A 14805-nucleotide genomic window follows, 5' to 3' on the forward strand; every position below is an offset into this window, starting at 1 on the left:
AATAACATGTCACCAATAGAATATAGATTGAGCAAAGCAAATAATTATACTGACAAAGAGAATAAAATTGCAATAGATATAAGCGAAGTACAAACAACTATGTCCGAATAAAAATTGTATAAATAAGTGTTGACAAACCACATTCATATCCTTTGCTAAATCACGTTCAGAGCGTTCTTTGTAGTATAGCGAGTTTATAAGCCTTTGTTCATCTTCAGTCAGCTCAGCCAGTGCTGCATATAGTTCTTCCAACAATATCTTATCAGCGACAATATCATCAACAAGCATTTGGTCTGCGACAGCTTGTCCATCAAAATCGTTTTCAGACATGAATTCAAAAGAACTCTCTCTTTGTGAGCGAACTGCTTGCTGTTTTTCTTCGCGCCACTCGGCACGTTTATATGTACGGTACATTTCTTCTGTAACTGGTACCTGAATGCCATCAAGCCAGATGTAGTAATCTTTATTCATGGAATTCACCTCCTTTCCTTGAAATTTCAAAGAAAGGAGGGTTCATGGATATTTGGCTGTGAAACAGTGCCAATTACTATGAAAAAAGCACAAAAGGACACAGTACATCCTTTGTGAATAAAGGTGTGCTGTATCCTCGTTTTTTAGTTTTAACCAAAGTACATAATAACCCGAAAATCTAGCTTTTTCGACAAGGCAATAAATAAGACCGCCCTAATTTTTCAAGGCGGTCTCGTTTATTTATCTTTGATACAATTCCTGTATAGTTTAGGCAAATGACAAGGCGATAATTTTTCATAAAACTAACCCTTTCTAAATATTGATATAACATTGTTACAAAATTATCTATTAAAAGCGTTGTATAGTTGGTTAAGTTGATAAACACATTTTATTACTTCGACAAATGCGTGTCACGAAAAAATATTCGCAAATAACACCAAAAATCTAGTATTTCTACAATAGAATTATATACTCTTACAGATTTTTCGCTTTTTTATAAAATGTTTTGTAGATTTTTTGAAGTTAAATATTTTAAGGTCTTTGGCAAAGGGTTATATTTTTTACTTTAGTTGGTTATAATAATAAATTAACCTTATTCAATATGCATAATATGGTTGTATTTACAGACATTTTTCGATATAATATTTACAATAAGCATGTGCTAAAAGGAAAATGCTAAGCACACGTATTAACTGTCAAGCGGACTAGGAGTGCCTATGGAATATTTTATAGTAAAAACAAACGATGATGAAATAGTAAGTTTGTTCCAATCAGGAACTGATGAAATTACATTGTCTGGGATTAATAGTTATGAAGATTCTTTTGTGGCGGGATTGCCTCTATTTCTTTTATTTGGTGGAGACGGTGTACCTTGGGACAAAGGACTTGTTGCACTTTGCAAAACTCTGTCTGGTCCTATTGACAAGGGGTACGATGCATCAAGTGCTAAAAGTCTAAAATACTATAAAATCAAATTTAAAATTGTTGCCCGATTGCCGAGGACTCTTTTCAAATCAGACTTTATACCTTACAAGAAGGCATATGACAGCTATATAGGACCAAGCACAAAAGGAGAAAGGAATCAAGCATTAAACAAAATCACAGACGAACAGGCTATTGCTATCATTAGAGCCATTCTAGATTATTTCCCGAGCCTAGATACAGACCTAGCTAATGTCATCCCTGAAGATATAATGGCAAAAGCAAAGGAACGCATGGAAATATTGGTTCCTAAAAATCTTGTTTTCGGAGAAACCGCTGTTTGTCAAAACAATGAAGCTTATAACACTGAGATTGTTGGAGAAAACTTGCTTTTCTATGGTGTACCGGGATGTGGCAAAAGTTATTTTATACAAAGAGAATATTGCTTAGATGATGATCATATGGAGAGAGTTGTTTTTCACCCAGACTATAGTTACTCAGATTTCGTAGGTCAAATTCTACCAAGGATAAATAGTGAGTTAAGTCTCCTTGAATACTCCTTTTCAGCCGGGCCTTTTACAAGGATATTAGATAAAGCGTGCGACAATCCGGATGAGATGTTTTATCTCATTATTGAAGAATTAAATAGGGGTAATGCACCTGCAATCTTTGGTGATATATTTCAGTTGCTTGATAGAAATGAATCTGGTGAAAGTATGTATGGCATAACCAATTTAGATATCTCAAATGCCGTATATGTAAATAATTCTTTTAAGAAAATAAAAATTCCAAACAATCTAACAATAATTGCGACGATGAATACTTCAGATCAAAGCGTTTTCGCATTAGACACAGCTTTTAAGCGACGTTGGAAAATGAAACAAATACCCAACAGAATAGAGGTGGCACCATTTGCACATAACTGCATACTTGGAAGTGATGTAACATGGTTTGACTTCGCTGAAACAATTAACAATGTAATAACATCTGAGGATTTCGCTTCATCCTCAAGTGAGGATAAGAGATTAGGTGCTTTCTTTGTATCACAAAATGATATCGAACTTCTTGATAGGAATGGGGTTCTTGAGTATAATCCTGCATTTGCAGAAAAAGTACTTATGTATTTGTGGAATGATGTGTTTAAGTATAGCAGAAATAGCATATTCAAATCAGAATTCAATACACTTGAATCTTTGACAGAAGCGTTTGAAACAGAATATTTTGAGGTGTTTAACATAGAATTTCCTCAAAACAGTGCAAGTAGTATTGCCTTAAATGAGGATACCGAGAATGAGTAAAGTAAATTTAAATAGTATTTGCAGAGTTTCGGAAGGAAGTATAAATGACTCTTTTGTAGGAATTAAAATGATTTCAGGAATTCCGGAAATTGTTTTTCCATTGGGGTATAGGTTAGGAAATAATGATAGTGAATTGAGAAGTGACATTCTTTTGCTAGTTAGAGTGCTTAATAAATTCTCTAATACCTCATCTGATATTATGTTACCTACAAAAGACAATGGAAGTACCAATTATCATTTCCCAATTTTCGCTTACTATAGAATTATTCAACACTTCTTAGCAAACGGTAACTACTCAGAGAATGAAGTAGCTTATCATTCTGGATATAGAGGTAAAATAAATTGGGCTAAAACTATCAGCAAAAAAACTGCCTTAATACAAGAAAATCATGCCGTGTACTTAGACTATATTGTCAGAGGCACAAATAACAACTTAGATTCATTAATAGCTGAGATATACAAGTATTGTGTACATATAAGTTTTCAGCAGATAGGGTGGCTTTTTTCGACTTTAAAGTATCCTATGCCAAAAGTGAAATTTAATAAAATATTATTTGAGGCTACTGTTAAAAAAAAGCTAGATGAAACATTCAATGACCGTAGCAAGGAATTACTAAGAGATATGCTAAACGTTATTTTGAATAATTCCACTGGAAAAGGTGATAGTCAGTTTCGGACAGTAGGGACAAATAGGTTTGAATATATATGGGAAAAATTAGTTGATTCAACATTTGGCGTTTCTGATAAAGAAAACTATTTTCCGAGGACACAGTGGTGTCTGATTAATGCTGAAGGGCATAAGGTAAATCATAGTTTAAAACCAGATACGATAATGATTCAAGACAATGATGTATATATTTTGGATGCAAAATACTATAGATATGGTTGCACTGGTGAAACCTCACATCTTCCTGAGACTGCTTCAGTTCATAAGCAGATTACATATGGAGAGTATCTGCATACATCTGATAAATTTATTTTCGAGCAAATTTTTAATGCTTTTATAATGCCAGCAGACTTAAAAAATGGTTTATTTAGAGGTAGTGATTTAAGTCAATTTATTGGCCATGCACATTCTGAATGGAAATCTAACAATTTATCTTATGAAAAAGTTGCAGGCATCCTTGTTGACACAAAGTCAATCATGCAAGGATACTTGCATAAAAATAACTTGATGAAAAGCGTCTCAGCTGATATATCAAACTGTGTAAATGTTTAAGGAGTGAATCTATATTGTTTATTGATAAGCAGAATGAAAAAAAAGTTCAAGAGTATTACACATACTTGAAAATTATGGGTTCATTATCGAAATTATTTTCAGATAATAGCCAACCATATATAGATTACAGGGTAACAGAAAATCTTTTCTGCATGTGCTTAGATGCTAAGAACCTATCTCGTTCTGACTGTACTGCCGATGCATCAAAAGATGGAATAGGCGTAGGAATAAAAACCTTCCTGAATACTGCATCTAATTCGAGTATGCAGAAAGTGGCAGAATTTAACAGTAAAAGAAAGACATATGCGGGTCTTGAAACAGAGTCTTTAATTCGTGCTGTATCAGAACTCAGAAATGAAAGAATTGATGTAACAATGCGTATGCATGGATTAGATCAGATGATATATCACTGCACAGTCCGTGATTCTGGCAAGATTCACGTTTTAGAAACAAAAATGGATAAAGTGAATATTGAAAAAATTGAGATTACCCCAGTATCAAAAGATGGTGCTAATGTTGTTTATTTTACCGACGGAGTAAATGAATATAGCTTCAATAACTCAAAAAGCGTACTCTATAAGCGGTTTGATACAAAGAACGTAATTTATTCCATTGATGTTGAGATAATAGATAATCCTTATCTACTACTAAAAAAACTTATGGTAGATGCATCAGGCGCAGTTTATAAAGGAACTAAACCGAATATACCACATGTATATCTCCCACTGTATTCTATCAAAAATGATGAAAAATATGTCCCTGAGAAAAGCGGACTTAATCAATGGAATGCTAGTGGCAGAAAAAGAAATGAGAATGAGCTCTATATATCTATTCCTTCAGCTGTACATAAAAAATCGCCGGATTTCTTCCCAGAAAGAGATTGTCCTTTTAACCTTGAATTACCAGACGGAACACTTATTTCCGCTAAAGTATGTCAAGACGGTAGTAAAGCACTTATGTCAAACCCAAACTCAGCTTTGGGTGAATGGTTATTAAGAAAAGTCCTTAACATTAAAGAAGGCCAACTTGTGACTTATGAACAGTTAGCTGGGTTAAATATAGATTCAGTGGTAATACACAAAAAAGATGCAGAAAACTATTCCATTGATTTTACAAGTGCAGGAAAATATGAAGATTATTTTGCGGAATAGTTTTATTGTCAAATGGAGGTGGCAAAATGCCTTTTAATAAACTTGGTTCACAATTTACAATTACATCAAAAAAATCATTTTCGCCTAATAATCCATTAAGGGAATCGACTGTAAGAGATGCAGCGAAATTTGCATTCGATATGACTTATGGAAAATCTGGTGAACATAGAAGCACGCGAAGCGGAGGAACCCACTCAAGAAGAAATTCCGAGATATTTGCGGATACATTTCAAGGCAAGCTATCAGAATTTGCTGCTTATAATCTAATTTGCAATTATTTCCCAAACATTGGTGTTCCAGACCTTGAGACTTACAGTTTAGGAAAATGGGACTCATGTGACTTCTTTGATGGAGTAAACAGGATTTCAATAAAATCAACGAAATCATTCGGGAACTTGCTTCTTTTAGAAACTAAGGATTGGAGTAAAGATGCTTTATATATCCCTAATATTGAAACTGGAAACGCGAATTATGATTTTTTTGTACTTGTGAGGATAAATCCTTTTTGCTCTGAAATATTAAGGGGAAGTAGTCTAATTAATCAAGAGATGCCCACTTTGAATCAGTTTGAAGAAATTATACTGAAACATACGTGGAATTACGATAGTCCGGGGTTTATCACACATAGTGATTTGAAACAGATTATAAACAACGGTTTTGTCATACCTCAAGGTGCATATTTAAACGGCAGGATGAGGATGGATGCGGAAAACTACTACGTTCAAGCGGGAGACTTTAGGGGTTTTGCTGATTTTGAAAACTATGTAAGAAATTAAGGAGGCGTTTACATGGCTATAGCAGGAAATACTTATACTATTACGTTAAAGAGAACACATTTGGAATGGGGAACACATCGTTATACTGGGTCAAGGGATTTCATTTACGGTGAAGGCTATATACCTATTCCAGCATATGTGGCGCGAAATTTTGACTTGTTCAATGATAATAATGCTAGAACTGGCTTAGGATATAATATTTTTAACTGCACTTCAACAGATGGTTTTTTTAATGGTCAGGTAAAAACATCGGGTTGTTCACAAGCTGGTGATGTCCATGCTAAAAACATGCATGGCTATGGAGATTTGCAGGCACTTGGTGCGTGGTATGCACACGTAGGTGCACAGGTTGGTGGACATGTTGAGGTGACATGGGTTTCCTCGACGGATATTGAAATCCATTATTATTAATTCATTTGTATGTTGAAAAATTTAACACAACTGCTCTAGATGTATTTGTTAATAAAAACTATTGATTAGTCACGCTTTTATTACTGGACTTTTGACGATATCTTAGTTAATATAAACCTTGAATACATAACGAAAGGTGAAGAAAATGAGTTCAAAATTTAAAGTTGGAAGTCTATTTGCTGGGGTTGGTGGTATATGCCTTGGATTTCAGCAAGCAAAAAATGAAGAAGCGTGCTATGAGGTAGTATGGGCAAATGAAATAGACCAATATGCCTGCGAAACATATAGAAATAATTTTCAACACAAATTGATTGAAGGAGACATAAGGAAGGTACTAAATCCATCTTTTGTTGATGATGAAATTGAGAATTTACAAAAGAGAATTACCGAACTTGAAAATGAAATAGCAACCGTTGCTTCTGATTCCTTTGCTCCGGCAGATATTGCAGAAGATGCACATCAATCAGAAGTCGATGAGGAAATACTGGAAGAAACGGATTCTCCAGTGCAAAAGAAAAAATCTGATATATTAAAAGAAAAAGATGAGTTACAAAAAAAGTTAAATGATCTCATTGAAAACAGAGATAATAATTTTGATTATTACACTAAGATTCATCCAGACATTTTAGCAGAAAGAATAGATATTCTTAATGGCGGATTTCCGTGTCAGGCCTTTAGCATCGCTGGAGGTCAAAAAGGGTTTGAGGATGACCGAGGCATCTTGTTTCTTAGCATAATTGAATTAATTAATCAACTTGACAAGATACATGGTAAGCCAAGAATTTTGCTTTTGGAAAATGTCAAAAACTTAAAGTCACACGATAAAGGGCAGACTTACAAAGTTATTAAATCTGAACTTGAAAAGGTAGGCTATACAATAAAAGAAACAGTTTTAAACACAATGGACTTTACCGATTTGCCTCAGAATAGAGAAAGGATTTACATAGCAGGCTTTTTAAATAAAGAAGATGCTGACAAATTCACTTTCTTTGATAATGTTAAAAAATCTGTAGTTAAGAAGACCTCACAACAGAGGGCAGAAGATGTGAAAAAAATCATTGATTATGACTCAGACTCCAAAACCTTAAGCAAATATTATTATACAAAAGAAAAATATCCTATATATTTTGTATCTGAAGAAGATTTTGATAAAGACAACAAGAAGGAAACAGCCGTTAGAATTAACTTAGCTGAACAGGTAGATGAAATGCATCAGTTTTACCAAGTTCGACGAGGTCAATATGTCCGTAAGAATAAAAGCGATGTTTGCCCTACCCTTACGGCTAACATGGGAACGGGGGGACACAACGTACCACTTGTAAAAGTGAAAGATGGGGTGCGAAAATTAACGCCTTGCGAAACTTTCAAACTTCAAGGGTTTCCAATTGGGGACGGATATGAACTTCCTCAAAAATACAATGGAAAAGAGTATGCTGATTCACATTTATATAAGCAGGCAGGAAATGCAGTGTCGGTGCCGATGATAAGGATGTTGGCAGAGAAAATTCTAGCAATAATTTCTTAATTCATTATATAGCAAAAAGTCTCTGCAAATGTGGGGGCTTTTTTATTACTTGCTTATTTTGATAATTTTGGCAAGTTATATATACAATTTGCTCCGAAAAATGTAGAATTAAATATGAAATAATTAATTCTCAAAGGAGCGCATTAAAATGGAGCTTATAGATAGCATTCAAGCAATAAATGAAGGTTTAAGTAAAAAAGATAAAGCACGGATAGCGGATGGCGAAACGTACATTATTAACAATCTAGAAAAGACATCTGAGGAAATCAAAAAACACTATAATTTTATGTATAATCCCAATAATGGTGCGGGAGGTATTACAACTTACTTAAAAGAGTCATTAATACGAGAAATATTGCAAAATATTATAGACTGTAATTATGATTTAGGCACTGGTATTTAAATAAATATTAATACAAATCAAAACGACCATAGTATAAGTTTTTCATATAATGAAACTGGATTTACTATCAGTAATCTTATTTCTCTCCTTAGTTTAAATCATACAACAAAAGATGCTACAAGTACCGGTGCATTCGGTGTTGGAGCTAAAGGAGCTATGCTTATAGCCAAGACCACAGACATTGAATCAATTTCTGAATATAGTTCAGAAATGATGCTCAAGGTTAAACTAAAAATTGAAACTGTTTCTATTTCAAATATTAAGACCATTCAAATCAATGAACTTGACATAGCGCTAATTAATTCATGTGATGATGCGGAAACAGGAACGACACTTAAAATAGTACTGGATAAAGAGTTGTTTGGTAAGTGTACAAATAATCTACATAAGCTAGACGTAGAAAAAGGTAATTTTATTACCCCTATTGATTTGATGTTTGCCTCTACTAAAAAGAAAGATGTAAATATTAACTTTTCAATTGACACTATAGGAAATTATACAACTAAATATTCTGGAAATAAGGTGCATTTTTATAATAATAACTCGAAAATTGGAGCAAATTTGTTAGCCATTCTATCCGATAAAAGCAATTTTACATATTTGATACCGTCTGAGAGATTTGGCAAGACTATGCCATGTTATGTTGAAAAATGGAAATTCAATTATTTTTCTACCTATGAATTAACGGGTTTAGTTGGCACTAAGGAATTGCCAAGATTTTTTATCAACATACCAACAATCGATGTTGAAGAAACAGATTATGATTTGAGGCATTTCATAACTCCTGATAGAAAAGCACTTCAAGAAAATAAAAAAACTAAGATTGAAAAATACTTAATTAATGATGTAAAAAACATGATTGTAAATTCAGAAAAGGGTATTTTCTTTGATGAGAAAGAGAACACAAGCTATCTACTGTCCTATATATATGGATATTTAGAATTTAAAAGCAAAGATTCACAAATCGCATCTGAGTGGGAAAAACTCAAAAGTACATTTGCTGAATACGTTCACATACAAATAGGAGATAAACTAACCGCTTTAAAAGACTTTCGTGTGTTTAATAGGCGTTCAGAATCAGCATATGAACTATCAGGATTAAATATTTACTTTACGAAAAAAGACTACTGGGAATATGGATATGATTTTAATTTTTATATGGAAGGTAAAAATGTTTTTAATCTGACAGAGCGAGTGTACAAAGATAAATTTTATAGTAATGAATTCAGTATACTCACAAAAATACTTCTGGATTTCTGCCGTTATAGGGTTGAGTCGGCTTGGAGATTAGAACTTGAGAATATTGAATCAAAGGAAAAGCCATTCGATGAGAATCTATTGAAGAAACTACTAAAAATAATTAAAGAAGGGAGTCATCAAATTAATCAATTTTATGACTCCGATAAAGACGTATTGGTCATAGATGAAGTAACGTACACATTGACTGATGAATTTAAAATCAATAATCTTGAAACTATAAAAGATGCTGCTGTAATTAAAGATAGTGATTTCAAATCAAATCAAAATTCGTTCCAAAAGCGTTTAATCGAACTTTATAAAAAAACTTTATTTCCCGATTACAGCAATACTTCGCACTTGGATTTGTTAAAAAAATACAAAGCAGAGAGATTGCAGTTAAAGTACGATAGCGAAAAAAATAATGTAGTAGGTATTTGCTATGGTGATTTACTAATAGACAGAATAATAGATTGTAGCGATATTGAATACAATGATTTAATTGAAATTGTAGGTCATCATTATTATTGGTTCATTAACAAATATTTTAGTGATTACTTCAAAAATCCGGAACAATTACTAAACTCTGCTGAGTGCGATAGATTTGAAATTAGTTCTCAATATACCCAAATAACAGATACGATATATACAGCAGATTGCGAGTTACTAAAAAATTTCCGATGTCTTTACATTTATACTCAAAGAGAAATGATTATTGACATTTCATCAAAATTTCAAACAGATACACATCGCTTTGATAAATTATATGTTGTATACAATGTTGATGAAACTGAAAGCTCAGACAACAGAATAGATAATTTGGTTAATAATGGCATAATGAAAGAGTTGGGCAAAATGATTGATGCTCAAAGCGGGGGACAACGGTTTACTCAAATTTTTTCTGGTAAAATGTTAATACCTTTATCAAAAGAAGAGCTTCTTGAAATATTTGATGCAAAAGCTATAAAAATACTTAATTATTTTATTACAAAAGCTGCAGTTTTAATGCCTGAAAACAATACATCACAATCTATCAATCCATCTTCAACCGATGTTGAACAATGGATAGCTCAGGCACTTGGCACTGAACATGTTGGTGGTGGAAATGAACCTATTGATATTTTAAAGTCGGGACATTGGGGTGCAGATATAAAATTTGTAACTTGGAGTGGTGGTAACACCTCGAACGAGGTGTCATTATCACAGAACTTTAAAAACGCTGGGGCAAATTTAGATTTGGATTTTAAGGACAGTGACGGAGAGACAATAGTTGAAGGCTTCAAAAAAATCCTGCGAAATAAACTTGCTAAAAATTACGGAGCAAATAAAATCTATTATTTTATGCTAATTAGGACTAAAAATAAAGTATATCTTTGTGCCTGCTTAGTCAATTCAAAAGCCATTGATAATATTGAAGCAGATGGTTTTTCTGAAGAAAGTTTGCTTGTTAAGAATGTTATTGACGAAAAGTTTGGTGAAACTAAAATATACAAAGCAAAGAAGAGACTTGAACTGAGATTACTTCCTAGTAAATGGATTAATGATAATATGGTTGTTGAGTTTGATATCCCACAGATAAATAGTAATATAGATTTAAGAAGTATACCTGATGGTACATTGGATGATTGTATTCCAAAGCTTCTTTCTATTTCTGATTTCTTGAAAGACTGAGATGAGAACTGCATGAAAACGAAAAAGTTGTCGAATTAGTCTGTTGTGTACTTGAGAAATATGAGTTCATCAATTTTGTATCATCAGGAGCAGGCTCTTTTGCTTGAGTATATGGTTTTACTGTTTTTAGCAGTAAAAATTATATAACCAGTAATTCTCTAACTTGCTCCGATTGAGTTTTGATTTAAGGTATATCCGTTCGAGAGGAAACCTTGAAATCAGGCGTTTTCTGGAGATAAACGAGGGAGTAATAGATTAAAGCTATTTCCTCAAGGCATGTTGAAACGGTTTGTTTGCTGGAGCGGAAAGCCCAGTAACTCAAAGGTTTTAGGCGGTTTGGAATAGAAGAGAGTGTGTGATTTTACGCCAGTAGAGCTGCTATGTGGAAACTGATTTACCCCAGGGAGAGGAATTTTGGAAAAAGCCATATACATTTTGGTGAAACGATACTTTTACGCAAAAATACCTTTACAGGATGTGGTTTATCTGTATTGTGAAAGTGGTATGCAATTTAGCCTACAATTATGAAAAGATGCTAGTTGAATGGCTTGACCAAAGTTATAATTAGAGTATATGAATACCAGTGATAAAGAGGTGATGTAAGATGGAGAAAAAATTGCAAGTATTTATTTCCTCAACATATGTGGATTTAAAGGAGGAGCGTCAAGAAGCTGTTCAGGCAGTTTTAGAAGCTGGACATATTCCGGCAGGAATGGAATTGTTTAGAGCGGGAAATGATTCACAACTTGATGTTGTTAAAAAATGGATAGAACAATCTGATATATATGCTGATATTGGGCGGTAGGTATGGAAGTATAGAACCTATTTTGAAAAAAAGTTATACACATCTTGAGTATGAATATGCTATTAAAATACGCAAGCCTGTCTTTACTGTAGTTTTAAGTGATTCATTATTACATAAAAAGGCTTATGAAGATAGTTCAATGCAGTATTTTGAAACAACAAATATTTCATTATATGAGGAATTTAAAGCAATAGTGCTTTCAAAGATGGTTCGTTTCATAAATGATATAAAGGATATTAGAATTGCGGTATTATCTTCCTTATATGATTTTTCAAAGAATCCATCAATTTTGGGATGGGTTCGTGAGATATCTTCAATAACACAGACTACAATACATAAATGTTATAAGTGTGGAAAAGAGGAGTTACTTCCTTTGAAACCTGATTTTAATGAAGATGAGGGATTGGATATTTTAATTAAGATTAATAGATGGCATAAAATAAATGTTGATAGACCAGGCTATGGCAGTGGTTTGGATTCTATGAATGTGGATTTTGAATTGTGTGATGAGTGTTTAGCAACATTTGTTGATAGTTTAGTATTAAAAAAACTTATCTATGGAGATGAGTATTGGGACTCAATAGAAGAGGATTTTGTTGATGTGGAAAACTGAAGTATGGCGAGGATATCTTGACGGTTTTTCCAAATGTTTGATTATGGAATAAGTTTATTATTGCAATATTTGAGGATGCGTATGATTGAGGTTATTTTTGCGGGTTCAATTTATAAGTATTTTCTAAGTAAAAAAGTGATAATTATAAACAAAATAGAAGTGGAGAAACTGGGATGAAAATCATAAAAGATAGGAGTTGATATAATAAATGGATAATCATGGTGAAATTCTCATATATCAATCAGATGATGGTCTAACAAACATAGAAGTCAAAATTCAGGATGAAACTGTATGGCTGACGCAGCAGCAAATGGCTGAGTTGTTTCAAACATCAAGAACGAATGTGGTAGAACATATAAAACATATTTATGATGAAGGTGAGCTTGATGAAAATTCAACCTGTCGGAATTTCCGACAGGTTCGAAAAGAAGGAAATCGTGACGTGGCACGAGAGATGCCATTTTATAACCTTGACATGATTATTTCCCTTGGCTATAGGGTGAAATCTGCAATTGCGACTAATTTTAGGCGTTGGGCAACCGAACGTTTGAAAGAATATATGATTAAAGGTTTTACTATGGATGATGAGCGATTAAAGGGAAATGGTGGCGGAAACTATTGGAAAGAACTGTTGGATCGAATTCGAGATATTCGGTCTTCGGAAAAAGTTTTATACCGCCAAGTCCTCGATTTATATGCGACGAGTGTAGATTATAATCCGAATAGTGAAGAGTCTATTAAATTCTTTAAAATAGTACAGAATAAGTTGCATTTTGCACGTCATGGGCACACAGCAGCAGAAGTAATCTATGAACGGGCAGACGCAGAAAAACCATTTATGGGACTCACTTCATTTTCAGGTGAACTGCCAGCATTAAAAGATATTGGTATCGCGAAAAATTATTTGAAAGAGGATGAGTTAAAGATTTTGAATAATCTCGTATCCGGTTATTTTGACTTAGCGGAAATCAGTGCAATTGAACATAAACCTATGTATATGGACGATTATGTGAAACAATTGGATTCTATTTTGTCTTCTGGAAATCGGAAATTGTTGATTGGTTCTGGTTCCGTCAGCCATAAGCAAGCACTGGATAAAGCAAAGAGTGAATATCGTAAATTTCAAGAAATTACAATTACTCCAGTAGAAGAGGCTTATTTAGAAAGTATAAAGGAAGTTTCAAAGAAGAGAAAATAGATATTTTTGATGGAATGGGGTATACCTTAAGTGGGGTAAACGCTTACCCCACCGCGTTACTACAAGCAAATAGTTTCGCCAAATGGTATGTAATTTACGCCTTAATCCATGTTGAGAGTGTGGTATTGATGTCAAGGGTAGAACAGTAAATAAACGAAGAAAATTTATATTAGGCGGTGTTGTCAATGATAAAAGCAATTATAAAAAATGACTTACCCTCATGTATTGATATTTTTCATAGAGGTTATGAAACGGTAGCTATTGAGTTTGGATTAACAGAGGAAAATTGTCCTGACAGAGGGCGCGCAAGTTTGCCTTTCGAGAAATTAGAGAGTGATTTTGAGAATGATGTTATGATGTTCGGTTTTTTTGTTGAAAACAACGTTGTTGGTTATCTTGGAATAAAAGCACTAGATAATGGCAATATCGGACTTAATGACATAATAGTTTTACCTGATTACAGAGGTAATGGTTATGGGCAAGCATTGTTGGATTTTTGCAAAGCAAAAGCAAAAGAATTAGGTGCAAAAAAAGTTCGATTGGGAATGATCGACGATAATATAAAACTAAAAAAATGGTACGAAGCAAACGGATTTGTAAATATAAGATTACACAGGTTCGAAGGTTCACCAGTTACTACCGGATGGATGGAATGCACATTATAAGCATTTTCTGTATCTGAAAATAACATCTATTCTATCAACTTACCCCTAACCATAAAAAAGGTGTTATCAATTTTGTCAACTCACCCCTTGGGTAAAAGTAGGAAGAAAAGCAATTCACTCAACTCCCTGCATGTTGAGAGTGTCGTCCTGCTCACAAGAAAAGATGGCCGAAAGGCTGATTTACTGGGGTTTTTAGAAAATTGATAAACGGCAAGGTTAGTTTTTAAGCTAGCCTTGCCGTTTTTTTGTTGCTCGGAAACATATCTACTGGTGAAAAAGCAGTAATTTTAGGGATAGGGTGGCTACTTTTTCCAATGTCTGCAATCTCTTCATTTATTAAGTTTGAAGCTGTAATAGAACTTACATTTAATGAAATATTAATAATTTGTTGTTCCAATCGCTTGGTTTTTCTTGCTTTTGCCCTAATAAAATCAAATTTTTC

Annotated in this window: 13 protein-coding genes and 1 pseudogene; 12 read left to right on the plus strand and 2 right to left on the minus strand. The window is 33.5% G+C overall.

The genetic code is table 11. The features are described from left to right. Window positions 1-9: 9 nt before the first annotated feature. Complete coding sequence (locus RMR19_RS08045; protein WP_310602976.1) at window positions 10-471, minus strand: sigma-70 family RNA polymerase sigma factor; 462 nt, start codon at window positions 469-471, stop codon at window positions 10-12. Between the two features lie 716 nt (window positions 472-1187). Here RMR19_RS08045 and RMR19_RS08050 point away from each other — a divergent pair. From RMR19_RS08050 to RMR19_RS08105, 12 genes and pseudogenes are all read left to right on the plus strand, one after another. Continuing rightward, window positions 1188-2690: an McrB family protein gene (locus RMR19_RS08050; RefSeq protein ID WP_310602977.1), complete on the plus strand. Its 1503-nt coding sequence runs from the start codon at window positions 1188-1190 to the stop codon at window positions 2688-2690. Beyond that, complete coding sequence (locus RMR19_RS08055; protein WP_310602978.1) at window positions 2683-3909, plus strand: LlaJI family restriction endonuclease; 1227 nt, start codon at window positions 2683-2685, stop codon at window positions 3907-3909. The genes RMR19_RS08050 and RMR19_RS08055 overlap by 8 nt, the downstream gene beginning before the upstream one ends. A gap of 14 nt (window positions 3910-3923) precedes the next feature. Further along, window positions 3924-5060, plus strand: a complete 1137-nt coding sequence (locus RMR19_RS08060) for a restriction endonuclease PLD domain-containing protein (protein ID WP_310602979.1) — start codon at window positions 3924-3926, stop codon at window positions 5058-5060. A 26-nt stretch (window positions 5061-5086) separates the two neighbouring features. Further along, window positions 5087-5836: a hypothetical protein gene (locus RMR19_RS08065; protein WP_310602980.1), complete on the plus strand. Its 750-nt coding sequence runs from the start codon at window positions 5087-5089 to the stop codon at window positions 5834-5836. 12 nt (window positions 5837-5848) lie between these two features. Then, entirely contained in the window at window positions 5849-6247 is a 399-nt protein-coding gene (locus RMR19_RS08070) for a hypothetical protein (protein ID WP_310602981.1), read from the plus strand. Window positions 6248-6392: 145 nt separating this feature from the next. Next, window positions 6393-7772, plus strand: a complete 1380-nt coding sequence (gene dcm / locus RMR19_RS08075) for a DNA (cytosine-5-)-methyltransferase (RefSeq protein WP_310602982.1) — start codon at window positions 6393-6395, stop codon at window positions 7770-7772. A 148-nt stretch (window positions 7773-7920) separates the two neighbouring features. Beyond that, window positions 7921-8175: a hypothetical protein gene (locus RMR19_RS08080; RefSeq protein ID WP_310602983.1), complete on the plus strand. Its 255-nt coding sequence runs from the start codon at window positions 7921-7923 to the stop codon at window positions 8173-8175. A gap of 156 nt (window positions 8176-8331) precedes the next feature. After that, window positions 8332-11082 carry a hypothetical protein gene (locus RMR19_RS08085; RefSeq protein ID WP_310602984.1) on the plus strand — a complete coding sequence of 917 codons (2751 nt, stop codon included), beginning with the start codon at window positions 8332-8334 and terminating at the stop codon, window positions 11080-11082. A gap of 604 nt (window positions 11083-11686) precedes the next feature. Beyond that, window positions 11687-11888: pseudogene (locus RMR19_RS08090) on the plus strand (DUF4062 domain-containing protein); the annotation flags it as partial. A gap of 21 nt (window positions 11889-11909) precedes the next feature. After that, window positions 11910-12500 (plus strand): hypothetical protein, encoded by a 591-nt coding sequence (locus RMR19_RS08095; protein WP_310602986.1) that lies wholly within the window; start codon window positions 11910-11912, stop codon window positions 12498-12500. A gap of 208 nt (window positions 12501-12708) precedes the next feature. Then, the gene (locus RMR19_RS08100; protein ID WP_310602987.1) at window positions 12709-13698 is read left to right on the plus strand and encodes a virulence RhuM family protein; all 990 of its coding nucleotides are present in this window, start codon (window positions 12709-12711) and stop codon (window positions 13696-13698) included. Window positions 13699-13883: 185 nt separating this feature from the next. After that, entirely contained in the window at window positions 13884-14363 is a 480-nt protein-coding gene (locus tag RMR19_RS08105; RefSeq protein ID WP_310602988.1) for a GNAT family N-acetyltransferase, read from the plus strand. Between the two features lie 223 nt (window positions 14364-14586). Here RMR19_RS08105 and RMR19_RS08110 read toward each other — a convergent pair. Next, a partial coding sequence (locus tag RMR19_RS08110; RefSeq protein WP_310602989.1) for a hypothetical protein occupies window positions 14587-14805 on the minus strand: 219 nt, incomplete at its 5' end.

Origin of the sequence: Anaerosporobacter sp. (genome assembly GCF_031551385.1) — a bacterium.
GTDB lineage: Bacteria > Bacillota > Clostridia > Lachnospirales > Lachnospiraceae > Anaerosporobacter.